At 59.1% G+C, this 24,678-nt stretch carries 22 protein-coding genes and 2 pseudogenes; all 24 read right to left on the bottom strand.

Translation table 11 applies throughout. The features are described 5' to 3' along the window. Positions 1 to 86 (bottom strand): hypothetical protein (locus tag RFM98_RS31460; RefSeq protein ID WP_430682366.1); only part of this gene is annotated, 86 nt, incomplete at its 3' end. A gap of 123 nt (positions 87 to 209) precedes the next feature. Continuing rightward, positions 210 to 2,912 (bottom strand): lyase family protein, encoded by a 2,703-nt coding sequence (locus tag RFM98_RS29715; protein WP_320312068.1) that lies wholly within the window; start codon positions 2,910 to 2,912, stop codon positions 210 to 212. Continuing rightward, the gene (locus RFM98_RS29710) at positions 2,912 to 3,967 is read right to left on the bottom strand and encodes a cysteine synthase family protein (protein ID WP_320312067.1); all 1,056 of its coding nucleotides are present in this window, start codon (positions 3,965 to 3,967) and stop codon (positions 2,912 to 2,914) included. Before RFM98_RS29710 ends, RFM98_RS29715 begins: the two co-directional genes overlap by 1 nt. A 10-nt stretch (positions 3,968 to 3,977) precedes the next feature. After that, entirely contained in the window at positions 3,978 to 5,030 is a 1,053-nt protein-coding gene (locus tag RFM98_RS29705; RefSeq protein WP_320312066.1) for a GHMP family kinase ATP-binding protein, read from the bottom strand. Positions 5,031 to 5,486: 456 nt separating this feature from the next. Then, positions 5,487 to 5,678: pseudogene (locus RFM98_RS31285) on the bottom strand (insulinase family protein); the annotation flags it as partial. Positions 5,679 to 5,863: 185 nt separating this feature from the next. Then, on the bottom strand, positions 5,864 to 7,198 hold the full coding sequence (locus RFM98_RS29700) for a metal-dependent hydrolase family protein (protein WP_320312065.1): 1,335 nt from the start codon (positions 7,196 to 7,198) through the stop codon (positions 5,864 to 5,866). A 49-nt stretch (positions 7,199 to 7,247) separates the two neighbouring features. Then, a pseudogene (locus RFM98_RS29695) lies at positions 7,248 to 7,557 on the bottom strand (HoxN/HupN/NixA family nickel/cobalt transporter); the annotation flags it as partial. Between the two features lie 146 nt (positions 7,558 to 7,703). After that, entirely contained in the window at positions 7,704 to 8,393 is a 690-nt protein-coding gene (locus tag RFM98_RS29690) for an OmpW/AlkL family protein (protein WP_320312075.1), read from the bottom strand. A gap of 285 nt (positions 8,394 to 8,678) precedes the next feature. Further along, positions 8,679 to 8,816: a hypothetical protein gene (locus tag RFM98_RS29685; protein ID WP_320312064.1), complete on the bottom strand. Its 138-nt coding sequence runs from the start codon at positions 8,814 to 8,816 to the stop codon at positions 8,679 to 8,681. Between the two features lie 167 nt (positions 8,817 to 8,983). Next, entirely contained in the window at positions 8,984 to 9,997 is a 1,014-nt protein-coding gene (locus tag RFM98_RS29680) for a 1-aminocyclopropane-1-carboxylate deaminase (RefSeq protein WP_320312063.1), read from the bottom strand. Positions 9,998 to 10,322: 325 nt separating this feature from the next. Continuing rightward, positions 10,323 to 10,613 carry an exopolysaccharide production repressor protein gene (locus tag RFM98_RS29675; protein ID WP_320312074.1) on the bottom strand — a complete coding sequence of 97 codons (291 nt, stop codon included), beginning with the start codon at positions 10,611 to 10,613 and terminating at the stop codon, positions 10,323 to 10,325. 60 nt (positions 10,614 to 10,673) lie between these two features. Continuing rightward, the gene (gene fdxB / locus RFM98_RS29670) at positions 10,674 to 10,991 is read right to left on the bottom strand and encodes a ferredoxin III, nif-specific (RefSeq protein ID WP_320215349.1); all 318 of its coding nucleotides are present in this window, start codon (positions 10,989 to 10,991) and stop codon (positions 10,674 to 10,676) included. Beyond that, entirely contained in the window at positions 10,988 to 11,191 is a 204-nt protein-coding gene (locus RFM98_RS29665; protein WP_320236493.1) for a CCE_0567 family metalloprotein, read from the bottom strand. Before RFM98_RS29665 ends, fdxB begins: the two co-directional genes overlap by 4 nt. A gap of 26 nt (positions 11,192 to 11,217) precedes the next feature. Then, the gene (locus RFM98_RS29660; RefSeq protein WP_320312062.1) at positions 11,218 to 11,694 is read right to left on the bottom strand and encodes a DUF269 domain-containing protein; all 477 of its coding nucleotides are present in this window, start codon (positions 11,692 to 11,694) and stop codon (positions 11,218 to 11,220) included. A gap of 339 nt (positions 11,695 to 12,033) precedes the next feature. Further along, on the bottom strand, positions 12,034 to 13,191 hold the full coding sequence (locus RFM98_RS29655; protein ID WP_320312061.1) for a TlpA disulfide reductase family protein: 1,158 nt from the start codon (positions 13,189 to 13,191) through the stop codon (positions 12,034 to 12,036). 1,373 nt (positions 13,192 to 14,564) lie between these two features. Then, positions 14,565 to 15,209: a universal stress protein gene (locus tag RFM98_RS29650; RefSeq protein WP_430682365.1), complete on the bottom strand. Its 645-nt coding sequence runs from the start codon at positions 15,207 to 15,209 to the stop codon at positions 14,565 to 14,567. A 320-nt stretch (positions 15,210 to 15,529) separates the two neighbouring features. Then, positions 15,530 to 16,315 (bottom strand): winged helix-turn-helix transcriptional regulator, encoded by a 786-nt coding sequence (locus RFM98_RS29645; protein ID WP_320312059.1) that lies wholly within the window; start codon positions 16,313 to 16,315, stop codon positions 15,530 to 15,532. A gap of 27 nt (positions 16,316 to 16,342) precedes the next feature. Beyond that, positions 16,343 to 16,822, bottom strand: coding sequence for a NifX-associated nitrogen fixation protein (locus RFM98_RS29640; protein ID WP_320253083.1), 480 nt, complete (start codon positions 16,820 to 16,822; stop codon positions 16,343 to 16,345). Positions 16,823 to 16,834: 12 nt separating this feature from the next. Further along, a complete protein-coding gene (gene nifX, locus RFM98_RS29635) occupies positions 16,835 to 17,338 on the bottom strand; it encodes a nitrogen fixation protein NifX (RefSeq protein WP_320312073.1) in 504 nt (167 codons plus the stop codon). Next, positions 17,304 to 18,686 carry a nitrogenase iron-molybdenum cofactor biosynthesis protein NifN gene (gene nifN / locus RFM98_RS29630; protein WP_320312058.1) on the bottom strand — a complete coding sequence of 461 codons (1,383 nt, stop codon included), beginning with the start codon at positions 18,684 to 18,686 and terminating at the stop codon, positions 17,304 to 17,306. The genes nifX and nifN overlap by 35 nt, the downstream gene beginning before the upstream one ends. Before the next feature lie 9 nt (positions 18,687 to 18,695). Further along, entirely contained in the window at positions 18,696 to 20,186 is a 1,491-nt protein-coding gene (gene nifE / locus RFM98_RS29625; protein ID WP_320312057.1) for a nitrogenase iron-molybdenum cofactor biosynthesis protein NifE, read from the bottom strand. Between the two features lie 60 nt (positions 20,187 to 20,246). Then, complete coding sequence (gene nifK / locus RFM98_RS29620) at positions 20,247 to 21,788, bottom strand: nitrogenase molybdenum-iron protein subunit beta (RefSeq protein ID WP_320312056.1); 1,542 nt, start codon at positions 21,786 to 21,788, stop codon at positions 20,247 to 20,249. 133 nt (positions 21,789 to 21,921) lie between these two features. Next, a complete protein-coding gene (nifD, locus tag RFM98_RS29615) occupies positions 21,922 to 23,424 on the bottom strand; it encodes a nitrogenase molybdenum-iron protein alpha chain (protein WP_320256017.1) in 1,503 nt (500 codons plus the stop codon). A gap of 95 nt (positions 23,425 to 23,519) precedes the next feature. Further along, the gene (gene nifH / locus RFM98_RS29610; RefSeq protein ID WP_320215360.1) at positions 23,520 to 24,413 is read right to left on the bottom strand and encodes a nitrogenase iron protein; all 894 of its coding nucleotides are present in this window, start codon (positions 24,411 to 24,413) and stop codon (positions 23,520 to 23,522) included. Positions 24,414 to 24,678: the final 265 nt, after the last annotated feature.

Here is a 24,678-nt window from a genome sequence, read left to right as displayed (position 1 = left end):
TCAGAGCGGTCGCCGACGATCCCCTCTTGGCCGCGGGAACAATGCGCAAGCAGAGCGACAAGATTTCCTTGACATCCGCTCGACATGAAAGCCGCGTCTTCCTTGCCCAACATTTCGGCAGCCAACGGCCTGCTGCAGCCGCCGCGGCGCTCAGCAGCGCAGTGATCTCGCGATCGGTATAGATATACGAGCTGTCCATATGTCATTCTTCAGGTGACTTGATGCCTACCAATGAGTTCTTTCACCCTCTGTTTGCGGTCCATCTCGGCGCGCGCCCAGCGTTCCCGCATGTCCGCGCATTTCAGCTGCGAGTCCCGAAACAGCGTTTTTGCTACGGAAATCTGGCTCTCGGTCGATCTTATTCCTGGTCCTCCTCCAAACTGCAGAGCGTCCCTGCATTCTTCAGGACTCGTCGGTAATGCATCAGCCAGTTGACTGGTCAGCTCGCTTCGGCGTTCCGCGACGCAGCTATCCTGAGACAGACGCGCGGCGATCTCGCCAATTTGTGTATGGGCCTTCCTGAAAGGAACGCCTTTTGACGCCTTCCTTTCGGCGGCTACGGCCGTCATCGAAGAGCCGTCTTCTAGATTATCACGCATCGAACGCGCATTAAAAGACATGAATTTCACAATCAGCGACGTGAGGATGATAGCCTTCTTTAAGGCATCTTCTGCAGGGCCCAGTGGAGAGCAGCCGTAGTTGCTCGTCTCAATCGAGTTGCTGAAAGGCGATTTGCAGGTCGCTGTTGCCGCAGAAATGTATGCGCCAATGACGGTGCTTGCCGATCCTTTGATATGTTCAAGAAGATATGGATTCTTCTTTTGAGGCAGCATGGAAGAGCCTCCGGCCAGATTGTCAGGAACGTCTATGAGGGCGAACTCCCTGGTCGTCCAAACCTGCAGATCCTGGGCCACACGACTAAGCAAGATTGAGACGCTAGCAAAGAGAGAAAGGCCGTGTAGGTGATGATCGCGGCTTGCGACCGCATCAAGTGAATTGAACGCCGGCAGTTCGAACCCTAGAAGACTTGCAGTTTTGAAGGGATTTATCGGCATGCTAGTGCCTCCGCCGGCACCGGCCCCCATAGGGGAGTTCCTGATTTCTTCCAGCAGGCAATGGAGGCGCTGGCGCTCGCGCCCTAGAGCAAAGAAAACACTTAGCAGGTAATGCCCTGGCGACCCGGGGAGTGCGATCTGGTATTGACTGTATAACGGAGCTACAAGTCTCGATGCCTCTTCCACTCGCTGAAGCAGGGCATCCTGTAGAATTCCTATCTCTCGCGAGATGGACCACGCGGTCTCCCGAAGGGCGAGCAGAGAAATAGTCGCGTTCAAGTCGTTGCGGGATCTCGCAAGGTGCAGCCAGCCAGCCTTTTCCGGTCCTGCTCTGGCGGCAAGTTCCGCCTCATAGGCCAAATAGAGGCCACGCGGAGCACTGCGGCCCTCCAATGACTGAAAGCCCTCGTCTTGAAGGTCCAGGATATGCTTGAGGAGATCGGCTGCGGCTGACTGGCTGACCAAGCCCTGGTCCGCAAGCATCACCAGATGCGCTTCATCTGTGGCCGCTTGGTAATGCAGAAGGCGACCATCACGCGTGATTTCGATAGGCGGAGCGAGCAATTTCATCGCTTCGGGGTGCAGGTTCCACCTGACCTCGCTTGCCTCGGCGCCTTGTTTGTCGTCCGACTCTCCAATAGCCGCCTCAATATCGACCACGATGGAATCGATCGTTCGTTCAGCTGCCGCGGCGGCGGCATTGAGTTCGTCAGCGACGCCTACGGCGAAGGCTACTCGGTCTCTGAAGTCGCCATTTATTTGAACTTCCTCCCCCTCAGATTTCAGAAGACCCGCTTCAGGCGCTGTCGGCTCTGGATTTCGAGAAAAGCCCAGGCGTTTGAGCTTCCCTGACGAGTGAGCAAGTCGGAAACGGATGGCTCCCGCCTTTGCGCTCGCCCGTGGAGGCGTGAACCCTTCTCCCGCGTAAAGTCTAATCACCATGTCAAGGATTGACGTGCCCAAGGTATGCGATAGCATGATTGGAATCATTCCTCCAGCCAGCCTGGGATTGACCTCAATAATGACGGGCCCCGACTGCGCTATCACGAACTCTACATGAGCCGGTCCGAAATCCAGCCCCAGCGCTGACACCGCGCCCGCAGCAAAGGAGGCCAGTTCCCGGAGGAATGGCTCCGGCAGCTGGGCCGGAAAGTCGTGCCCTGTCTCGACGAAGCAAGGAGTAGGCCCCTTGTGCTTTGCAATAATTCCAAGGCAGTGCAGCGCCCCGCCGTGGGCAATCATCTCTGCAGAGTATTCTTTCCCCTCCACATATTGCTGAATGAGGATATCGGGACTGGTTAGCTCCACTTGATCCACCAGTGCGCTCTTTGCGCTCTCAAACGCATTGATGGCGGCTGTGGCACTATCGCATAACCTCACGCCGCTACTACCACTACCGGACACCGGTTTGACGACCACCGGCAGAGTAGCTTGGGCAAGAATATTCTCGACATCGCTGACCGAAGTGGCCAGCCGAGTGGCAGGAATCGCGATTGACTGTCGCTGTAACTCGAGTGCTTGCTTCCATTTATTTCGACTTGTAACGATGGCCTCTGGCTTCGCTGCTGGAAATCCCATTGCCGTCGCGGCACGTGACGCAGTTTCCACGAAATAGTCGGACGATGAGTATATTCCCGTCAGCCTTGCTATTTTGCTAGCCGCCCCGATGACGTCATCCGGATTGCGCGTTTCAGCTTCGATCACTTGATGCGCCGCGGAGTTTTTTAAAAACGGGTAGCGCGCTCGGTTGCGTACAACGAGATACGGTTCAAAGCCCAAGGCTCGGGCCCGCTTCAGTAATAGTTCGCCAGTACCCGTAGTGTTGCTTTCTACGAACAGGAAGCTACCTCGGCTCATCAAACTTGCTCCAAGACGTTTAAGATGGCTTCCCGGCTTTTTCGCTTCCAAAGATATCGGTTCCAGGGTGGGAGAGCCACCGACGGATGATTTTCGGTTGCCGGCGCATCCAGCAGACCGCTTTCACTTAGATATCCGTTCTGCTTGAGCCACTCGTGATCGTATGCAGCTTCGACGTAGCGGTGGCCTTCGTCGGGGCAGATGACGACGACGGTTTCTTCTGGAAACTGCCGAGCGCGCCACCGCCCTACGATGTAGCTCGCTCCGGAGGTCGGACCGGCGAAAACGGCTTGCCGCTCGTGCAGGGTTCGCGTTGCAGCAAATGCGAGCGGAGCCGAGATGAGGTGCACCTCATCATACAGTTCATGCTTCACGTTCTTGGGGACAAGACTGTTCCCCAGCCCCCGCAGTTTCCGTTCGCCATCCTCTTGGCCGAAAATGACGCTATTGAAGGTGTCCACTCCAATCAGGCGTGCGCGAGGCGCTTTTTGGCGGAGGCGCTCTATCGTTCCGCAGGTAGAGCCGCCTGACCCCACAGAACCGACCAAAGTCACGTCGGCGTCCAACATCCCCGATATTTGGTCGGCGAAGAGCTTATAGGCTGCGGGGTTGTCGGGTGTTTCGTACTGCCGGGGCCAGAAACATGCCTTGCCCAACTGTCTCATCCTAGCGTCTAATGCGTCGAGGCGGCTTCTTTGATAGCCACCCTGCTTGGCCTTTTCGGCTATTATGGAGACCTTTGCTCCCAGGGAGTTCAATCTGTTGTTGAGGCCTTTGTCCATCACTGGGTCTGTGAAGATTTCGAGTTGGAATCCACGTTCCCGGCAGACTACCGCTAAACCCAGTGCGAAGGTTCCGCTGGAAGTCTCGAGAACTTTCATGCCGCACGTCAGAGTCCCCCTTGCCAGAGCTTGCTCAATGATGTACTTCGCTGGAAGAAGCTTCATGAACGCGAACTGCGCTACGTAAAGGTTTGTCTCACACCTTATTATGCTGGGGAGAGCATAGGCATCAGAGTACCCCGAGAATGGCAGGCGTTTGCGGAGAGCGTTCATCCTGCTTACCTCACTGACAGCCAGTCATGGTCAGATATATTTTTGGCGAGTCGTCGAACGCCGACACATGAGCGAGCACGCACCGAAGCTTCCGTGGAAAATCAGCCGCCATTCGATCAAGCAGGATTCCAATCATTGTGCCGCTGTGCGCGACTATGACCCCGAGAGCGTCAGCGGCCTCGGATGCTTTCAGCATCGAGTTCAGGTGCTCCTTTGGAGCTCGCTCCTGATGCAGGAGCGCGCTGGCCGTAGCTATTCTGCCTATTGCAGCCGTATCACCCTGCGGAATCGCTGTCCGCGCGCGGTCGAGTAATTCGTGGTATTCTGATCTGTGGCTGGCGGAGATTTTACCTCGCCGTTGATCATAGTCCACGGTCTCAACCCTCCCTCCTTCATCGATACCGACGATCGCAAGCGGCGGCATTTGCCCAAGGAAGGAGAGAAGGCGACACGCTCTCTGCTGATAGGCGACCACGCCAGGATACATCACCCCGTCAGATGGCTCGATCTCCGACATCAGTTTCTCGACCAATGACGTGCGAATCCTAAGCTTGCAGCAGTGCGCGATTGATCGCGCAGCCGCTACAAGGTCCGCAGACGAACTCGCCAGTCCTTTGCCTTCGGGGAGTTCCGATTGCAAAAGCAGAATTCCTCCTGAGGCGCCGAGCGCACTCAAGAGATTCTCAGCTAGCTGTTTTGCCTTGACTTTATGGGACGGATAGACCGTCACGGATCTTGTGTCCGCGATCGGCGTGAAGTGAGCCCTCGCAAAGAGCGCGATCGGCATCGTGACCAGGAAGTGGGAATCCTCGAGAACAGAGTCCGCCGGCAGTTGGCCTTGGAGCAGCTCGCCGAATGTGCCGCAACAAAGGGCATCGCTGGATTGAACCCTTGGCTCCGGCCCATCCACGGCTATGTTCTGGGCCGCGTCTGCGCCATCGAACGTCTGATGACACATGTAAGGCCTCCAAACTTCATCGGCGGCCGCTTCGAGAAGGTCTCTCGTCAACATGCTCAGTTCTGTTTGTGAAAATATTGAGTACGTCGACTTTCGTATTTCCATGTTACTTTCTCGTCCCGATACATTGATTGTGCTGGTGCACGGCACGACCGATACGCGCCAGCACCGGCTGGCGTTTCGGATGGGATGCCTTTGAGTGCCTCGCGCCTGAAATCCCTTCGTAGCATTGATAGTGAGTTTTGTTCGTAAAGGTTCTTTAAAATTAATTGTAAGATCTGTTTCACTGTTTGTTGTTGGCGGCGGGGCACTGAGCATCCGGCGAAACGCGTTGGGCGCCCGCGAAGGGCGCCGCTTTAACCAATCAGTGATCCCGCTTTGGCTTCGGCAAGGGTGCACCAAGCACCAAGCTCTCAACCTCTGCAGAAGCGCGCTGCTGTTCTCAAGATGCCTATCCACAGGCCTGCCCTCCTTCGATTTTGGGGACGGCCGGTGGAAGGGCTCTCCACAAACGCAACGGATCACCTCAACTCATACCTGTTGCGTCGTACGCCTCATTTATTTCTTGGTCGCCGCGAGCTCTTCCTCGGTCGGCCCGTTTTGCGCCATCTCCTTCACCACCTTGCGCACGATCGAGAGCGTCTCGGCGGCGCGATCGGAGCGTGTCGCGGTCGTCACCAGCAACGCGTTGGAATGCTCGTGATTCGTGACGCTTACGATCGACCTACCCCCTTTACGAAGCTTCGCTATCAAGTGCGCCTATTTCCGAGCCCTCGGCCAGGCTTCTGCCTGTTACGACACGCTGGCATGATGGCGCGGCCTTCCTCACCAACGATGGCAAGCTAAAAATGCCATGCCAACACGCGGCAGCACTGATGGTGCCGGTCTAGCCGCGCCGCGGCTCCAAGCCGATAAGGTCCGATTGGGCGGCGGTCGCGCTAACAGACGTAACACATCATCGCAACTATCGTGGCCTGGATCTGGGCTTGGAATGTTGTCAACGGCCAGCCGGTTCTGCTCGGGAAGCCATTGTCGTCGATGGTGTTCTTTACCACGCGTCCGGCCGTCACGATGAGGGATAGGTGGTCGCCCTGGCCGCCGAGCAGCGACATGTTCTCCAGCGGGTCACCGTCGACGGCGATAAGGTCGGCGAAGACGCCGACCTGGAGCGATCCGACCTCGCCGGTCATGCGCAGCAACTCGGCCGCATAGCACGTCGTGGACCTGATCACCTCGATCGGCGGCAGTACCTCGGCGCGTATGGTGAATTCGTCGGACTGGTACTTGTGCAGTTCGCCCAGGAGATCGGTGCCGAACGCCATCGTCACCCCGGCCCTCTGGAGAATTTCGAGCGAGCCCCGGCTGCGCAGCCGGACGTCGTCGTTCTTCGCGAGGGATACGTCCGGCAGGCCCAGCGCCTTGGCATCCTTGTGCAGCGCTTCGTAGGCCACCAGTGTGGGGCAGGCGATAGCGCCGCGTACCTTCATGAGGCGCGCTGTCGCCGGCTCGATCAAGTTGGCATGTTCAACCGAGCGCACACCGCACCGCACGGCACGCGAGATCGCCTCGTCGGTGTAGAGATGCGCGGAGACATAGGTCTGAGCGTTCGCCGCCTCTTCGACGATGGCCTCCAGCTCTGGTATCGAGAACTGCTGGAAGTTGATGGGATCCGTCGGCGACGACACGCCGCCATTAGCCATCGCCTTAATGAACTGAGCCCCCTGGCGGATTTCGTCGCGGGCAGCGTGACGAACGGCGTCGACGCCGTCGCAGACTCGGCCCATCGCACCGAGACGGTAGGTCTGGGACTCGGCGCTGCGGTTGTCGACGAAGCCGCGATAGTCGCTGTGACCGCCAGTTTGGGAGAGCGCCTTGCCGCAGAAGACGAGACGCGGTCCCTCGATCTGGCCGGCTTCCTCAGCCTGGGCCAGCGGCCGCGTCGCCCCGCCGACGTCGCGCACCGTCGTGAAGCCGCGCATCAGCATCTGCTTCATGATGCGCGCCGCGCCGAAGGCGACCGTCACGTCCGGAAGCATCGCCGTGCGGCCAGGGTCGACGGTGATCGCCGTCACATGTACGTGGCAGTCGATAAGCCCTGGCATCAGGGTGCGGCCCTTCAGGTCGATGGTGCGCGCCACCTCTGAGGAGATCGGCTTCTCGGAGATCTCCGCGATCACGCCATCCGCGATGCGCAGCCACGATTCCGACGCCCCGGCGAAGCCGTTTCCGTCAAGCATCCTGGCATTGGCCAGGATCAAATCATCCGCGGGCATGTTTCCTCACTCTTTGTGCTGGCTGGGTGTGAAGGAGATATGCGTGTGGCTGACGCGCTCGCGAGAACGCCGCCCAAATGCCTCTCAGGACAAGCCGGTTGGCAAATCCAATCACCAGCAGGAACAGTGCAGAAATCGATGTGCCGGTGACGCTGCCAATGTCGTGGAAGACGTGAAGCTGGTTCCCGGTGGCTGCGATCACCAAGTCTACCCAGAACGACGATGCTGGAATGGCCCAGCAAAAAGAAGAAGCCGACCGAAAACGGATGTTTGCCTTCGTGTGCGAGCTTGCGCACGGCATTGTCTGTTGCCGCAATATGGTCTGCGTCAAATGCATGTCGAAGGCCGAGCATGTAGGCAGGGCCTAGCACCTACGAATGAGGTGCTCGCCCATATTGCACGGCGTAAGGTTGAGGAACAGCCTGGACAGGGTCCGGTCTGCCCTCAACTCTTTCATTGGGCGTTTTCGGCGCTTCTAAATGCCGAAGGTTCAATCGCCGACCTGTTAGAAGCGGTAAGTGACGCCTGCACCAATCAACCAGGGGTCTAGCTTGGCCTTGCCCTTCAGATCGGTGCCGGCCACTTTGACGGTAAAATCTGGTTCCAGGAAAAGCTTCTTGACATCGACGTTGATCCCCCAGTGCCGATCCACCATGTAGTCGAAGCCGACCTGCAGCGCGGCACCAAACGTGTTCTTCACATGGAGAGCATCGGCGCTGCCGACACTCTGATTGTAGAAGACGGTGTAGTTCAGGCCGGCGCCGACATAGGGTCGGAAGGCCCCGAAGTGGGTGATATGATACTGCAGCGTGAGCGTGGGTGGCAGTATCCATACCTTGCCGACATTCCCCAGCGCGCCGATTGCTCCGGTGCCATCAACGTTAGCGTAGGTAGTGGCGAGTATGAGTTCGGCAGCGATGTTTTCGGTGAAGAAATAGGAGATGTCGAATTCTGGCGTCACGGTGTCTGAATAGGAGAGATTGGAACCGGCAATTCCACCGACGTAACCTGAATCGTTGCTTTTCACTCCCAACGCGCGCACGCGGACCTGCCACGGGCTCGACGCCTCCACTGTCCCCTGGTCCTGTGCGATGTAACGTTGCGCAGGGTCTGCCGCCAAAGCCTGCTGACCCACCCCCATAAGGACGATGAGCGCTATCGCACCCTGCGCCGCAACCATCCGCACTTTTGTCATCATGTTCTCTCCTGGTATCTGATAACCGTAGACTCTGTCGTTGTGCGCGCGGGATGATTCTCATCACTCGCTGGTACAGACGCTCTGCGAAGAGCACTGCATTTGTCGTGCCAACGAGAAGAACATTGGGAAACCGCAAGATTCGCTTCCGACACGCTCGTGTCTCGGAGCTGATACTGACGTGTTTCGAGCTGGTATTGTCGTGTTTTGCACAAACGGACTAACGACCGAAAGCACGCGACAGCTATCCCCGACCCATTGGCAGAGGATGAACGAGACAATACCTCACGAGGTGATCGCGACGTTGGTCATGCGATGTCTCATGCGAGAGTGTTTGGGCCTGCCAATCGGGCTTGAGGTGATCGCAATCTCTCGCGTTAGCGCGATATCGCTGATCCGGCCGAGCATGGTCATATCGAGCATGTGATCTTTCTCCCTGCCGGTCACGCTACCAGCGTCGCCAAGTGTTTGCGGTTCGTGGCGATATCAATAGACGGCTTTGCCGCGACTGCTCCAGATGCACTAGCTCCGCACTCGGCAGCCGTCGCGGCAACTCCCAGCCGGGTCGCTGCTGACGCGGCCCGTACGGGTCAGCCGTTTCGAAAGGTGTAACCGTAGCCGTTGATCGCCGGGGCACCGCCGAGATGCGTGAAAAGAATCCTCGATCCCTTGGCAAAAAAGCCTTTCTGGACCAGGTCGATCATTCCTTGCATCGATTTGCCTTCGTAAACGGGATCGGTAATCACACCTTCGAGCCGCGCGCACAGACGGATGGCATCCTTAGTTTCCGGGGACGGTATGCCGTAACATGGGTAAGCGTACTCCTCGAGCAACACCACATCATCCTCGACCAGTTCCATTCCGAGATCGACCAGCTCCGCAGTATTTTTGGCAATATCCAGCACTTGCGCCTTGGTTTGCGAGGGAGTGGCAGAGGCATCGATACCGATGACGTTGCGATGTCGACCGTCATTGGCAAATCCGACGAGCATGCCGGCATGCGTCGAGCCCGTGACCGTGCAAACGACGATGAAGTCAAACGCAAACCCAAGCTGTTTCTCCTGAGCGCGCAACTCCTCTGCGAACCCCACGTAGCCGAGACCACCATACGGGTGAACGGACGCGCCTGCTGGTATCGCATAGGGTCTGCCGCCCCGTGCCTTGACCTCATAGAGCGCCTTTTCCCAACTGCGGCGGATGCCGATGTCAAAGCCCTCGTCGACCAGATGCACTTCTGCTCCCATGATGCGGCTTAAGAGAATGTTGCCGACCCGATCGTAGACGGTATCCTCATGTGGAACCCAGCTCTCCTGAACTAGGAGGCATTTCATGCCAATCCTGGCGGCGACCGCGGCGACGATGCGCGTGTGGTTGGACTGCACGCCGCCGATGGAGACAAGCGTATCGGCATCTGAGGCGATGGCGTCTGGGATGATGTATTCGAGCTTGCGCAACTTGTTTCCGCCAAACGCGAGTCCGGAGTTGCAGTCCTCGCGTTTGGCGTAGATTTCCACCTTTCCCCCTAGATGCTTGCTGAGCCGGTCGAGCTTCTCGATGGGCGTCGGTCCAAAGGTGAGCGGATAGCGTTCGAACTTTTCCAGCATGTTCTCTCCGGCGATGCGTGAATGAGCCGAGACTAGCTATGCACATCAGCTTAAGGGGCGTGTTTGGTCTGAGGTCAGCTGCGCTGTCCGACGTCTTAGAAGAGCTTCGTCACATTCCAGCGCCTCATTCGCCGTCCCGACACGCAACGGCCAGGCCGGCGTCCCTACCAATGCCTGTCGCACCGAAAACTGCGTCGCCGGGATTGGAACGACGGAATGCGGTCGCCGTCGACCGCACCAGGCATAGCATTCCTTGAAAGATCCACCCGATGTTCACGGTTGATCCGAAGTGGCGTGAAACTGACTTTGATCTCGTCATCGCGCCTCAGTGGAGCAGCGATATGCCGCCCATCGGAAAGACCGGAGCCACATCGGAAGATTTATTCCTCACCACCTCATTATCGTCTGGCGGCTGATATTCCAACTGCGTCGCAACTCCTAAATGTTCAGCCCTTTGGCCATATCTGCTAGCGCGGCCAGACCGCCAGATCAGAAAGAGCACGCTTGCGAAATAGGCTATTTGGAGGAGCAGCGAACAAGCCAGCGTTGTGACGACTACTGTGCGGATGGAATGAGAAGCAAAGTAGACAGCCAAAGCGTTGCTGCACAGGACCACCCAAAAAACGCGATAAAAGATTCTGAAGGGCAACGCCGTTCTCCTGGTTTTCTCGCCACATCATGCAGCGACCTTGTCGGCCGCAACATGGGTCTGGCAGTTCTTCGGGCAGACGCGGGCGCAGGCTCCGCAGCCGACGCAGCGGCCTGCATGGTCGACGACCATGATCATGCGATTGAGCTCGCCATCGAAGTCGTCGTCTTCGTCGTTGCAGGGGCCGAGGATTTCGCCTGCGTCATCGACGCCGTAAAGGTGCATGACCTCGCGCGAGCAAACCTTAAAGCAGCGTCCGCAGCCTATGCAGGTCGTGCCGTCGATAGCGGTGAGATATTGCGGCATCCATTTGGAGCCGTCGCGGGTGACGAAGGCGCTCGTCATCGCGCATTCTCTGATGCAGCTAGATCTCTCTTGGCAGCGTCCCACTCGGCAAAAACGGCGAACGTTCTCTCGGCAATCACCTTGATCTCGGTCCAATTGACCGGGAGGTCTTCGGCAAGGTCGTGCAATTCCATCTTCGCGGTTCCCGCACGCGACTGCAGCTTGCGGACCTTCTTCTGCAGCTCTTCACGGTTTGACATTAATCCTTCCTCGAATACGGCTTCCATCACGCCAGCGCGACGTCGGGACTGACTTCGGTGTCTGCGGTCGCATCGTCGACCAGTTTCGTACCGGCCTCCGCGAGTTGTCGGAACGTCTCGAAGCCGAACCGGTGGATGTCCGGACAGAACGACCCAACGCCTGGCACCGAAAAGCCCGCGCCCAGAGGCCTCACGGGTTTGGCCTCCACAATTGGCGATGTCGCCGGGTGGAAACGCTCCGCGATCGCAAGCCCGACGGCGCTGTAAAACATGTCGAGCCTCCACAGCGCGTGGGGATCGGGATAGCCCATGCCAGGGATCGCGCGGCCCTTCTTTCTGGTGACGATGAAGCCGGCGAGCAGCGCTGCGTCCGATTTGCCTTCCCATAAGCAGTAGGACTCCTCAGCACGGATCAGCCGCACGAGGCATTTGACGAACGGGGTGGCAAGGGCGGCCTCGTCCTCGTTAATAGCAGCGCAGGTCGCGGCTTCGGGCAATTTCATATTCTCCCCGTTTCAGGCCTCTTCCTCGATTTTTCTTTTTCGGCAACGCCTAGTTCGGGCACATATGCGTGGCCGATGCCCGGCTCGGAGCGGGCAATTCCAAGCAATTGACATCCCGGAGAGCGGTCTTGGACGCGTCTTCGATCGCGAGGCCTTCCACCACGGCGACAATTCGCGTCCAACATCACTTGCGCCGCGACGCGGCCGCGGGTCATCGCAAAATTCGCGCTTTGAACCTGCCGCAAACGATCCACCCGGTGCTGCATAGGGCCTACTTGCTGCGGCCACGCCAGGCAAATGGACGAATTGGCCAGTAAACATTCAGATTGACGCCTCTTTTTATGTATTTTTTCGGCCGCTCGCGCTTTGGTGTCGGGGGGAAAATGTTTTGCGAACCCGCGAAGAGAGCGCTGCAACGGCCCTCCCAGCCTTGTAGCTGGCTAGGGCCTGCAGCAAATCCGGTAGAAGGTGCTGTTTCAGTGCGTCCGGAATAGGCTCCGGACCTTCAAGCGACTGCAGTGCCAACCTGAGCAACTCAATCGCGCGATCGTTATTGCCGCTGTCGTAATAGTACCTAGCGACCCCCGGATAGGACCGGAACTTAGGGCCGTCGCCTTGCGGGGGATTGAGTGCCAGGATGTGTTCGGAAAGCTTTTTGCCCATCGCGAAACGCTCACCAGATGGAAAGTGCGAATGATCGTGCGCCGGACCGAAGAGCTGGCCTAGCGCTGCAAGCATCCAGTTCTCGGAGTTTCTGTCGATTGCGTCGCGAACCAATTGGCGCATGACGGGCATGCCTTTTTGCATGTCGTGCATTCTGTGAAGTAACAGATGCACATGAGCCAGGCGAAAACTGATATTGTCTGGCATCAAGGCGATGCCCTCTTCGATCGCCGAGAGCGCCATCGTCCAATCCTCTGCCTTTATCGCCGCCCAGAATTTGTCATTGATTGGCTTCTTCAAGCCCTGTTCGCGCGCTATTGCGCCGCTTCTGGCGATCCGCGCCGTGTCGGCGGCCTTCGCTTCATCGCTGGCGCGCCAACTGCCGTTCAGCACTTTCGGCAAGACCTCGTCGAGTTGCCTCGGATGACCGATAAAGGCGATGTGGCCGTCCCGGTCGACCACGAACGAGGTCGGAATTCCGACCGAAAAGCTGGGCTCCCTCCAAAGCTTGTTCATTTCGCCTGTAGGGTCGAACGCGATCCGATAGTTCAGATCCGGGCATTTTTCGGCCAACCACGCGCCCAACTTGGCTCGGACCTCAACGGGCGAGGAAGCGTCTTCATCAGCCGCGACTCCGACGACCTCAAGTCCGGCGTCCTTGTATTTCTCCTGCAGTTGCACCAGTTGGAGTGCCGCGGCCGCACATGGTCCGCACCAAGTCGCCCAAAACTCGACGACATACACTTTGCCGGGCTGGAAACTCGCAAACGCCTCGCCACGCAGCCAGGTCTCGACCTTGATCGGAGGAGCCTGTGACTCCATCTGCAATGCCATGTTGCTCTCCAAGGCTATTGCCAAAGGTTGCGCGACTTTACGCACGAGCTTGTTTCCCACTAAGCGAGGGGCACACGGGTTCAAGGAAAGCGAGCATCACCCGTCTGGCGCGTCTGCGCGGAGCGAGCGTTTACTCAGTCTTGCCGGCATCCAGTGTTGCCGAATCTCCACTTGCAAAGGCTGTGCCAGTGCGCTCGGCGTGCAGTAATGCGTGGTTTCGCTTGAAAACCCACCATGGGATGAAGATGGCCGGTTGGTATTGAACCCGACATGTTTGGCCGTTGTCAGGTTTTGGACATGCATCACGCCCAGCGCGTCGCCAGAAGAGCCTGGCCACGGACCACTCAACATGGATACCGGCCAAGGGACGAGCAGATGGACATCATGACTGCGTCAGCTATCGCCAGGCTCGTCATCATCGCCCGCTTCGCGTCCCTGGGTTTGAGCTTTGTGCCGTTGCGGTCCCTCAGGCGGTAGCGGAACTCGGCATTTCAATTGCAAGGCGCCGCTCCATGCGTGTGCCGCTGTGCCCCTCCCGCCTTGCGATTGAATTTCCCGCTGGTGACATGGGCGTCCTCCACGTCGAGGCCGGTCCAACTGCGGCCCGCCACGACCGCCATCGCCAATGCCACCATTTTCAGATTGACTATGACGATCGTGGCGGACTGGCCAGGAGTGCTGGTGCCGGCCGGTGAACTCTGCGGGATTCCTGCTTTGTGTCACCTTTGTGTGTTTCTGGCGCCCGGGCGCTACAGCGCCCGCCCGGGTGCGAATGCGAGCATTGTCGGATTTGATGAGCCCAAGACCATTCGGCCGCCACGCGGGTCGGGCCGGACCGACTGAATACACTGAAGATGCGGCGGTGCTCGCCGCTCTACCGTCTCAGCCAATGACATTATGATCGATGCCATCGCTTGCCGCCCAATCCGGCAAGGGCCCGACCGTCCAGACTCGAAGTCGAGGGTCTTGGCCGCGGTACTATGATTGCGTTGTTCAGCCCCAAGCCAGTAGTGAGGGCAATCCGTGATGTCGCCCATGCGGGTGCCGATGCGGGCCCGAACGGCGTGCCGCGTCGAAAGGATTCTCGTTTTCGACCTGACGCCGACCTGCGAACCCTTGAGTTTGACTGCATTGAGAAGCCCAGTACGTCGGCGTGGCCGTTGAGTTCCGCTCACGGATCATCTCGGGCGAGCAGAAGCCATCCTAAGGGCACACTGGAGACGTGCGGGATGTCTCGGGCCGAGGCGCTTGTAAATTGTATCGAGGCGCTCGGCGAAAACCTGCGCGTTTGCCGCGACCTTGGCCGACTTGGCATCAGGATAGGCGACCAGGGAAGCAGAGCTTCGAACAGCATATGTGCGTCTTCGGAACCGTCACCGCGCCAAAAACAGCGGCAATGGCGGCTTTGCTTCTATCCATCTCCTCACGCCACCGAAGAGCCGCTCGCGCAGCCGCCGGCTTCCATAAGCGCCCATCACAATCATGTTGGCAGACGTGTCGATTGCGTGCTGCGCGAGCACCGTTGCCGCCGGCTTGCCGGCGCTCGGCAGCCTGTCGACCGATACCCGAGCACCATGCCGGGTGAGATAGGCAGCGACGTCGGCTCCCGGCTCGGTGCCCTTTCCGGTGCAGGTCACCTCCGGATCGACCAAGGTGAGCCGAACTTCCTCGGCTCCGGACAGCAAATCCAGCGCTTCCCGAACCGCACGGGACGCCTCGACGCGAGAATCCCAGCCGACCAGCACGCGCCGCGGCGACAGAGTCGCCTCGGCACCCTTCGGTACGACGAGCACCGGCTTTCCGGTATCGAACAAGCTGCCGTTGATAACAAGAGGTCCGAGATCAATGTCGTTGAGAAGTGCGGGGCCGACGATGGTCAGGTCACTGCAGAGCGCCCGCTGTCGCACCGCGTCGCCGACGCTGGCCTGATCGCAGTATTCGGTATCGACGTCATAGCAAATCCACAGGGCTTCCAGCAGTTTTTGAATATCCCTGGACGTCTTTTCCAGAATGGCCATGTCGTGTGAAAATTTCTCGATTTGCCTATACCGTTTTTCCAGTCTGGCAATGGCCGCTGCACGTCGTTTTGGCCACTCGGGGATGGAACCGCATAGCGGCGGAGACGCCATAATAAGTACCGAAAGGTTCGCACCGCCCTCAGCACACAAGCCGGCAGCTATTGTGACGTCCTTATCGGAGTGATGAGCTCCCGTCACACTGAGTACGCTTTTGAAGGCCATGGACTGCTTCTTTTCGAGTATGTTGTACCTGCAGGCGTTTCGAAGCCGCTAGACTTGCCCTCGCGAGGGAGATGGGAAATGGCAAACCGGCTTGCCATTCAGCCATCCGGCTTCTCCAGCGAGTAACCTGCCGATCTGACGGTACGAATGACGCTGTCGGGCGAGGCCGCCTTCAGCGCCTTTCTGATCCGGCTGATATGGACGTCGACGGTGCGTGCACCGATATGGATATTGTTGGGCCAGGCCGCGTCGATCAGCTCGTCTCGGCTAAAGACCTTGCCGGGAGCTTCAAGCAAATGGCGCAGCAGGTTGAACTCGAGCGGTCCGAGATGGATGTCATGGCCATTGCCGCGAACTCGGTAAGCATCGAGCTTCATCTCAAGGCCGCCGCAGCAGAGCCAGCTGCCGTTTTCGGCCCCGTTTGAACCCGGCTTCGGCAGCGCCAGCTTCGCGCGCAGACAGTCAAGCAGCGTGGCCGGCGCGATCGGCCGCACAAAGCTCTCGTCGATGCCTGCCTTCAAGAGATCGAGGTGCTGGTTCTCGGCGCCGGGGGCAATCAGGGCAATAACGGGAAGGCCACCCGTCCGGGGCTCGCTCTTGAATGTTGCGCAGATTGTGGAGCCCGTTGGGCTTGCTGGCCCGCAGTCCAGCACCACCGCCTGGAGCTCTCGTTCATCGGCCGCTGCAATTGCTTCCTTCACGCCGCCGGCCGGCTCACTCGTGAAGCCGTCCACCCCGAGAATGTGACTGAGGAACAGATACAACTCCGCATCTTGCGAACAGATCAGGACCAATGGCTTCATCGGCGCTACCCCAAGAAGCAAATCGGCCTCGACCGCCCCGGTTGGGTGGGCGGGCCATGGCATGTCTTCAACGCCTGGCATGATCCCCTTGCTCGAAAATCGCGTTCATCACGCCCGCGCCACATCGGGATAGGCTTCAATGGCCGCGATCGCGTCACCGGCCAGTTTCGTACCCGCCGCCGCAAGTTTCCAGAACGTCTCGAAGCCGAACCGGTGGACGTCGCGCAGGGTCTTCGACAGAACGACCAGCCGCCCGGCCGTGAAGAGCACGCGCCCGAAACCCTCATGGCTCATCTCCATCATCGGCGATGCCATCAGGCCGGAACGCTCTTCGATCGCGAGCCCGACGGCGGTGTAAAACATGTCGAGCCTCCACAGGACGTCAGGATCGGGATCGCCGATAATCGGGATCGCACGGCGCTGTTCCTTTGTGATGATGAAGTCGCCCAGGAGCTCGGCGTCCGATTTGCCTTCCCATGTTCCATAGGAATCTTGGGCACGGATCAGTCGCACGAGGCATTTGACGAACGGGGTGGCAAGGGCCGCCTCGTCCTCGGCGACATCAGGGCTGACCACGGCGTCAAACATTTCGCCCACTCCTCATTTGAAGTCCTCGTCTTCGAAGCACGGCTTCTTTTCGGCAACGCCTGCCTCCGCCAGCACCTTGCGCAGCCAGGGCGGAGGAGCCTTCCTGAGCATCGTTTGCGTGCGCAACAGCACCTCTTGGATGGTTTGGGGCTGCGGCACTTTGATCGGATGGATTTTCGCCGAAATAACCTTGGCTGCCGAAGGTCCCCCGATAGCAAGACAAAACAGAAGATGACAGCCCTTCAGCGCCTCCACCTTCGGAGTGATGCGATCATCGCCCTCGCTGCGATGCTTCCCGCTCTCGTCGGAAACGTCGTCGAAGGCCACGGCTTCCACAAGCTGCCACTCCTCGCGCGTCACGTCGTAGACAGCAAAGCGCTTGGCCGACCCGAAATGGGCATTGAGGTTCTTCATGTCTTGCGTAGCGATCGCCACGCGCAAAGCGCCGGCTTGCCGTAGCGGCATCGATGCGTGAACCTCGTCAGAGACGAGCGAGAGGCGACGAACTGAGCTCATCTGGCATTTCTCGGTGGCGGAATGGATCAAGCGCCTCAGGCGTCGGCGTATGTCGATTGGCCTGGAAGATGTTGGCAACCTCGAAGATCAGGTCGCGGGTCCCCTGATAGAGGACTGTGAGCTTGTGTTGGCTGCCGAGCCGGTCAAAGATCGGGAAGCCGACGCGCATGAGCGGGATGCCAAGGTGCTGCGCCGCTTGGCGGCCGTGGGAATGGGTGACGAGGAGATCAGCGCCAGCGCCAAGAGCCTCCAAATCGCCAAGATCGCCGATCTGAACCGAGTCCGCCGGTACTTTCTCCAGAATTTTCGACATATTGGTCGTGGTGACCGCCGCCGCGATTTCGGAGCCCATGGAGACGAAGAAAGTCGCGAGTTGGTAGAGCTGGTCTGGTTCGGCAGCGATCGCAATTTTCTTGCCTCCGAAATGGAAATGTCCGTCGAGCAACGCGTCCTGCAACTGCGCCCGGCGCCGGCGCAGCCCGGCTGGCACCGGCGCGCCCGAAATCGCTGACAGCAGCGAGACGAACCGGTCTGCGGCCTTCAATCCAGCCAGTGACTGGAACATCGCGTAAGGCACGCCAGTCAACCTGTGCAACAGCTCGGCCGGGCGGCGCATATGCTCACCGATCACAATGCATCGCACGGCCGTGCCAAGCTCGCGGATGTCCTCGACGCTGGTACCGCCATAGGTGGTCGTGACCCAGCGGTCTGGCACTGTACCGTCGAGCGAGCCGGAGACGTCCGGCACAATCACTGGCTTGAGCCCAAAGCTTTCGACCATGTCGCGCAAATGCTCGATATCGGCGACAGTGAGATTCCAGCCGGGCAGGATCGCGATCTTCTTCGATTGCCGCGCCTGCTCGCCGGGCCGCGTCATCCTTCCGATCATCGCCGTGACAGCCTTGGCCCAGCCCTCTTCGATCGCCCCCTCGAAATCCGGCGTGTTGGCCAGCACGATCTCCGTACCCGCGAGTTCTTCCGCGCGCTTCTGCCCGATATTGGCGATATCCCCTGCGAAATCCTCGCCTCGGGTTTCCGTTAGCGCCGTCGTGCAGACCCCGATCAGCTTTGGCTTTGTGCGCGTCTTGAGATTGAGGATCGCCTCTTCCAGATGATCCGCCCCGCCAAGGATCGTCGCCACTTCGTCCATCGCGGTAGTCTGCAGGGGGATGGCTTCCTTGAAATGCCGCACGAAGAGCACGAGCGCGAAGCTGGTGCACCCCTGGCTGCCGTGGAACAACGGCATCGCACCATCGATCCCAAGAAAGGCCAAGGCTGCACCCAGCGGCTGCGACGACTTCAGTGGATTGACGGCCGCGGCTTTTGTCTGGGGAAGGATGCGGACCATCGGCTTTCCTCAACACTCGCCGAAATCGTCGGCCGTCGTGCCGGCGAATTTCTTGAAACCCTGGACGGTCGCGGTCTCACTCTCCGTGCTCGGCGGTTCGTCCCCTGCGGGGAGCCGGCACTCCCACGGTGGTGGCTCCCGCACCTGGCGCCAGATCGGGTTGTGGATGGCGAGGTCGATTTGGCGCACGAGTTCCACCATGCCGTCATAACCGGCATAGGGCTGGTGACGCTCCTGGTTGATATCGAGCCAGGGTACCTTGGCCTTCAGTGCGATAAACTGCGTGCGCCCTCCCGACAGCATGATGTCTGCCTCGTGTTTTGAGAGCATTGCGTAAAGCTCGCGCGGTGCAATGGCCTCGAACATGTGGTTTTCGTCCTTGAGGATCTTCTTGATGCGCTCCTTGTCTTCGGGCGTTGATTTCTTGACCGAGGTGCCGACGATCTCGATGCCGATCTCCATAAGTGCGTGGACGACCGACCAGGACTTCACACCGCCAGTGTTGAGAAGCACGCGCTTGCCTTCGAGCCTCGGCCGGTAGGCCGCGAGCTTCTTCCAGGCAATCGCCTCCTCTTCAGCAATCAATGCCTCTGTGCGGCCGAGGATCTCCGGATCCGCACCCTTCTTCATGAGCAGTCTGGAGATCTGCCGCAGCGCTTCGGAAGTGTCGGTGATGCCGTAGAAGGAGCCCTCGAAAAACGGGATGTCCCAGCGCTGCTCCATCTTGCGCGCCAGATTAATGAGGGCGGTCGAGCACACGATCATGGTCGCCCGGGCGCGGTGCGCTGACGCAACGTCGAGGTAGCGGGCGTCGCCCGGAATTGAGGCGCGCACCCGGATGCCGAGCCGATCAAGGAGCGGCTTCACCAGCCAAAATTCGCCCGAGAGGTTGAATTCACCAAGGATATTGATGTCGTAAGGGCCGGCATCGTCGGGCTCCGCCGTGCCGATGACATGGTCGAGCAGCGCCTCGCCGGCAAGCTTGTTGCCGAGATTCTTGGACCCGACGAAGCCCGGCGCATTGACCGGCACCACCGGCAGGTCGAACTTTTCGGCCGCGCGTTTGCACACGGCCTCGATGTCGTCGCCGATCAGCGCCGTCACACAGGTCGAATAGACGAAGATCGCGGGCGGCGCGTAAGCTTCCTTGATCTCGCGGATCGCTTTGAAAAGCTTCCGTTCGCCCTGCCCCATCATCACGTCGAGTTCGGTGAGATCGGTCGTGAAGCTTGTGCGCCACAGCGTTGGCCCGGACGAAGCCGTGCCCCGGTTGTCCCAGGAATTGCCCTCGCAGGCGAGCGGTGCATGGACCAGATGCGCGACATCGGTGATCGGCTGCAGCACGATTTTTGCGCCGTCGAAGGCACAGCCGCCGGCTGCCGCCCCGGGGGTCAGCGGCTTGGAGCAGCCCTTTTTGCGCGCCTCGGCGTCCTTGCCGCGGTTGTTTTCGCAGGCAGGCTCGTTGAAGACATCTTGGATTTTGGCATTGAGCGAGGACATTACGCCGGTCTCCAAAGTCCATCGAGAAGACGGACCGGCCCTAAAAGCCGGCCGCCGCTCTTAGCGGGTGAGGTCATAAGAATAGTCCGTCACCCCCGTCTCGCTTGTCTCGCGATCGAGCTTGTCGAAGATCTTGTCGAGGATTGTCGTCAGTACGCGCAACCCGCCTTGGTAGCCCATGAGCGCAAAGCGATGGTGATGGTGCCGGTCGAAGATCGGAAACATCAGCCGGATCAGCGGCGTGCCGGTGTCGCGCTCCAGATACTTGCCATAGGAATTGCCGATCAACAGGTCCACGGGCTCGGTGAAGAGCAGCGATCGCATCGCCCACAGGTCCTTGCCCGCCCAGACTTGAGCCTCCTTGCCGAAGGGCGAGGATGCAAGCAGCTCCTTCATCTCGTGTGCCCACGCCGTCGTGCCGTTGGTGGCGAGGCAGTGAGTCGGCTCGCCGCCTGTCTCCATGATGAAGCGGGCCATGGCGTGGACAAAGTCCGGGTCGCCGTAGAGTGCGTATTTCTTGCCGTGCAACCAGGATTGGCTGTCCGCCATGGCGTCAACAAGTCGGCCACGCTCCAGTCGGATTGCCTCGGGGATTTCCTTGCCGGAGATCGCGGAGACCTCCACCAGGAATTCGTCGGTCGCCTGCACGCCTAGCGGGTAATGGAACGAGGCTGTGGCCTGGCCGACCTCCTCGCAATATTCCAGCGTCTTTCGGGTGTTGTAATGCTGTAGCGAAAGTGTCGCCTCGGCGTTGAGTGCGTTCCTCACGTCTTGGATTTTCGTGCCGCCGTCATACATGCGGTATTCGCCGTCCGATGGTGTGTCGAACTGGTCAGAGGCATCTTGGATGAACGTGTAGGACACGCCCATCAGATCGAGCAGGCGTTTGAGTTCCCGGTTGTTGCCAACGCAAAAGCCGTCGAAGCCCGGAATGATGTTGATCGTCCCTGGGGCTTCCGTTCGCTCCTGGCCTTTCCAGAAGTGCTCCAAAATGCCCTTGACCGTACCATCATAGCCGTCAACGTGGCTGCCGACGAAGGCCGGCGTGTGCGCGAAGGGCACGTCGAAGTCGCGCGGGACCGAGCCTTCTTCCTTGGCGTTCTCGATGAAGCTGTGCAGGTCGTCGCCAATGACCTCGGCCATACAAGTCGTCGATACGGCGATCATCTTCGGGTCATAAAGTTGATACGTGTTGGCGAGCCCGTCGACCATGTTCTTCAGGCCGCCGAACACTGCCGCGTCCTCGGTCATTGAGGAAGAAACCGCCGACGCAGGCTCCTTGAAGTGGCGCGACAGGTGCGAGCGGTAATAGGCCACGCAACCCTGGCTACCGTGCACGAAGGGCATGGTTCGCTCGAAGCCCGTGGCCGCGAACACCGCGCCGAGCGGCTGGCAGGCCTTGGCGGGGTTGATGACAAGCGCTTCGCGAGCGAAGTTTCTTTCCCGGTATTCCCAGGTCTCGGTGAACTCGCGTTGATCGGTAACGACCTGATCCTGGTGCGGACATTCGAAATTCAGCTTCTTCTCGGCCAGCATCTGCCTGTATTCCGGCTCGCGGAAGAGGGGCGCATGGTCGAGAATTTTTTCGGCCGACTGCGGCATGGTGGTCACCTCTTTTTGTATCTGACCGCGCCATACGGCGGGACAGGAACATCAAACATTTCTGGTCTTCCGCGTATCACGGGGTCGCGGGGTTTATCGTCTCCTTGGGAAGACCAGGCTAGGGGTCCGGCATTTATTCGGCAGCCATCGCCCGCCCACGGCTCGGACGCCTTTTCCAAGGCGCCTCGAATAGGCCCCAGACCGGGTTGTTGATGGCAAGATCCACATCACGGGCGAAAACGGCAAAGCCGTCATAGCCATGATAGGGCCCCGAATAATCCCAGGAGTGCATCTGACGGAACGGTATGCCCATCTTTTGCACGGGGTATTTTTCCTTGATCCCCGAGCCTACGAGATTAGGGCGAACCCCCTCGATGAACTTCTCCAACTCATAACCGGTCACGTCGTCATAGATCAGCGTGCCGTTCTTCACGTAGTGAGCAGTGCGTTGATAATCGTCGTTGTGGCCGAACTCATAACCCGTGCCGACGATCACCATGCCGAGGTCCTCGTAGGCTGTGATGACGTGGCGGGGGCGCAGGCCGCCGACATAGAGCATCACCGTATTGCCTTCGAGGCGCGGTCGGTATTTGGCGATTACCTCTTCGACCAAGGGGCGGTACTTGGCGATCACCTTTTCGGTCTTCTCCTCGATTTCCGGCCCAAAATGCTTGGCAATCTTGCGCAGGGAGGCTTCGATCTGGGAGGGACCGAAGAAATTGTACTCCATCCAAGCGATGCCGTACTTTTCCTCCATGTGTCGACAGATGTAGTTCATAGACCTGTAGCAATGGATGAGATTGAGCTTGGCCTTCGGCGCGCGCTCTATCTCGGCGAGCGTGGCGTCGCCCGACCAGTTGCCGATCACGCGCAGGCCGATCTCCTCGAGCAGGATTCGCGAAGCCCAGGCGTCGCCGCCGATATTGTAGTCGCCGACCACGTTGACGTCGTACGGGCCACCCTCGAACTCGACGTCCCTCTTCTCGAACACCCAGTCGCGGATCGCATCATTGGCGATGTGGTGGCCGAGCGATTGCGAGACGCCGCGGAAGCCCTCGCAGCGCACCGGCACGATCGTCTTTTCGATCTCCTTGGCTTTCTTGCGCGAAACCGCTTCGGTGTCGTCGCCTATGAGGCCGATCGGGCACTCGGACTGCACGGTGATGCCCTTGTTCAACGGAAAAAGTTCTTCAATCTCGTCGATGATCTGTTCCAGCTTTTTGTCGCCGCCGAAAACAATGTCTTTCTCCTGGAAATCGGAGGTGAACTGCATTGTCCCGAACGTGTCGATGCCGGTGGTGCCGACATAGTAGTTGCGGCGCTGCGACCAGGAGTATTGCCCGCAGCCGACGGGGCCGTGCGAGATATGGACCATGTCCTTGACCGGACCCCACACCACGCCTTTTGAGCCGGCATAGGCGCAGCCGCGAATGGTCATCACGCCGGGAATGGACTTGATATTCGATTTGACGTCACATTCGGAAAGGACCTCCCCTTCCTCCCCGGCCTCGTCCCCGCTCTTTGCGACGTTGAGGTGCTTTTTGCGGCGCTTCGCCGTCTTGTCGGGATATTGCGACAACACCTCCTCGATAAGCTTCGCATGGAGAGCACCGTCATTTTCGTATTCCAGGCTCATGGGACCCCTTTCAAGGTTCGTGTGACGCCTCACCGGCGAGGCGCCGTTACAAAGGCGCGCTTGGTCAAGGCCGCACCTCAAGTCGACAACGCTCGTTACAGTGCGGCCGCCTTCGCCGTTTCCTTGGCTTGGAGTTCGGCAAGCATCTGCTCGTCTGTCTTCATGATGCCGAAGTCGAGCAGCATGTCCTCGAGCTCCTCCATGGTGATTGGGGTCGGGATGGTGCCCTGGCGCGAATTGGCATGGATCTTCTCGGCCAGCGCACGGTATTCCCCGGCCTGCTTTGAGTCCGGTGCATACTGGATCACCGACATCTTCCTGAGCTCGGCGTGCTGGACGATATTGTCGCGTGGCACGAAATGGATGAGCTTGGAATTGAGCTTGGAAGCCAGTGCTTCGGCGAGGTCGAGCTCGCGGTCGGTTTGGCGCTCGTTGCAGATCAGGCCGCCGAGCCGCACGCCGCCCGAATGGGCGTATTTCAAAATGCCCTTGGCGATGTTGTTGGCGGCATAGAGCGCCATCATCTCGCCGGACATGACGATGTAGATTTCCTGGGCCTTGTTCTCGCGGATCGGCATTGCAAAACCGCCGCACACCACGTCCCCGAGCACGTCGTAGGAAACATAGTCGACATCATCGTAGGCGCCGTTCTCCTCGAGGAAGTTGATCGAGGTGATGACGCCGCGGCCGGCGCAGCCTACACCCGGCTCGGGGCCGCCCGACTCCACGCACTTGATGCCTCTGTAGCCGATCTTGAGCACGTCTTCGAGTTCGAGGTCTTCCACCGAACCTTCCTTTGCAGCAAGGTGCAGCACGGTATCCTGCGCCTTCGAGTTCAGGATCAGGCGGGTGGAGTCGGCCTTGGGATCGCAGCCGACGATGAGTATCCTCTGCCCGAGATCGACAAGGGCGGCGAGCGTATTTTGGGAGGTGGTGGACTTGCCGATGCCGCCCTTGCCGTAAAAGGCGATCTGACGCAGACCTGACATGTAGCTTTCCTTCCTTCGTTCCATTCATCGCGGCTGCCCGCGACATGAATGCCGGTCGGCAGCTTTTTCGCCGCCTCGTAATGCAAGGTTCAAAACTCGTGCCAATTTTATTGACCGATCGAAGAAAGTTTTTTGTTCTTCCTTTTCAGTTATTTGACCTGAGCAAAATAAGGGAATGGCTAACCGAGCCCGTGTCGCGAACCTGACAAGACCAACGAAACCTGTCGGAGAGCGTAAATATGACAGCCATACCTCACGCCGGGAC

This window comes from Mesorhizobium australafricanum, from assembly GCF_033977265.1.
GTDB classification, from domain to species: Bacteria; Pseudomonadota; Alphaproteobacteria; order Rhizobiales; family Rhizobiaceae; genus Mesorhizobium; species Mesorhizobium australafricanum.
Note: the sequence above shows the minus strand (reverse complement) of the source record. Positions and strands in the feature narration are given on the sequence as shown.

Excerpts from the sequence above, each read along its gene's own strand:
- RFM98_RS29715 (WP_320312068.1), bottom strand. The coding sequence starts at position 2,912 with ATGAGCCGAGGTAGCTTCCTGTTCGTAGAAAGCAACACTACGGGTACT.
- RFM98_RS29710 (WP_320312067.1), bottom strand. The coding sequence starts at position 3,967 with ATGAACGCTCTCCGCAAACGCCTGCCATTCTCGGGGTACTCTGATGCC.
- RFM98_RS29705 (WP_320312066.1), bottom strand. The coding sequence starts at position 5,030 with ATGGAAATACGAAAGTCGACGTACTCAATATTTTCACAAACAGAACTG.
- RFM98_RS29700 (WP_320312065.1), bottom strand. The coding sequence starts at position 7,198 with ATGCCCGCGGATGATTTGATCCTGGCCAATGCCAGGATGCTTGACGGA.
- RFM98_RS29690 (WP_320312075.1), bottom strand. The coding sequence starts at position 8,393 with ATGACAAAAGTGCGGATGGTTGCGGCGCAGGGTGCGATAGCGCTCATC.
- RFM98_RS29685 (WP_320312064.1), bottom strand. The coding sequence starts at position 8,816 with ATGCTCGATATGACCATGCTCGGCCGGATCAGCGATATCGCGCTAACG.
- RFM98_RS29680 (WP_320312063.1), bottom strand. The coding sequence starts at position 9,997 with ATGCTGGAAAAGTTCGAACGCTATCCGCTCACCTTTGGACCGACGCCC.
- fdxB (WP_320215349.1), bottom strand. The coding sequence starts at position 10,991 with ATGACGAGCGCCTTCGTCACCCGCGACGGCTCCAAATGGATGCCGCAA.
- RFM98_RS29665 (WP_320236493.1), bottom strand. The coding sequence starts at position 11,191 with ATGTCAAACCGTGAAGAGCTGCAGAAGAAGGTCCGCAAGCTGCAGTCG.
- RFM98_RS29660 (WP_320312062.1), bottom strand. The coding sequence starts at position 11,694 with ATGAAATTGCCCGAAGCCGCGACCTGCGCTGCTATTAACGAGGACGAG.
- RFM98_RS29655 (WP_320312061.1), bottom strand. The coding sequence starts at position 13,191 with ATGGCATTGCAGATGGAGTCACAGGCTCCTCCGATCAAGGTCGAGACC.
- RFM98_RS29650 (WP_430682365.1), bottom strand. The coding sequence starts at position 15,209 with ATGGCCATTCTGGAAAAGACGTCCAGGGATATTCAAAAACTGCTGGAA.
- RFM98_RS29645 (WP_320312059.1), bottom strand. The coding sequence starts at position 16,315 with ATGCCAGGCGTTGAAGACATGCCATGGCCCGCCCACCCAACCGGGGCG.
- RFM98_RS29640 (WP_320253083.1), bottom strand. The coding sequence starts at position 16,822 with ATGTTTGACGCCGTGGTCAGCCCTGATGTCGCCGAGGACGAGGCGGCC.
- nifX (WP_320312073.1), bottom strand. The coding sequence starts at position 17,338 with ATGAGCTCAGTTCGTCGCCTCTCGCTCGTCTCTGACGAGGTTCACGCA.
- nifN (WP_320312058.1), bottom strand. The coding sequence starts at position 18,686 with ATGGTCCGCATCCTTCCCCAGACAAAAGCCGCGGCCGTCAATCCACTG.
- nifE (WP_320312057.1), bottom strand. The coding sequence starts at position 20,186 with ATGTCCTCGCTCAATGCCAAAATCCAAGATGTCTTCAACGAGCCTGCC.
- nifK (WP_320312056.1), bottom strand. The coding sequence starts at position 21,788 with ATGCCGCAGTCGGCCGAAAAAATTCTCGACCATGCGCCCCTCTTCCGC.
- nifD (WP_320256017.1), bottom strand. The coding sequence starts at position 23,424 with ATGAGCCTGGAATACGAAAATGACGGTGCTCTCCATGCGAAGCTTATC.
- nifH (WP_320215360.1), bottom strand. The coding sequence starts at position 24,413 with ATGTCAGGTCTGCGTCAGATCGCCTTTTACGGCAAGGGCGGCATCGGC.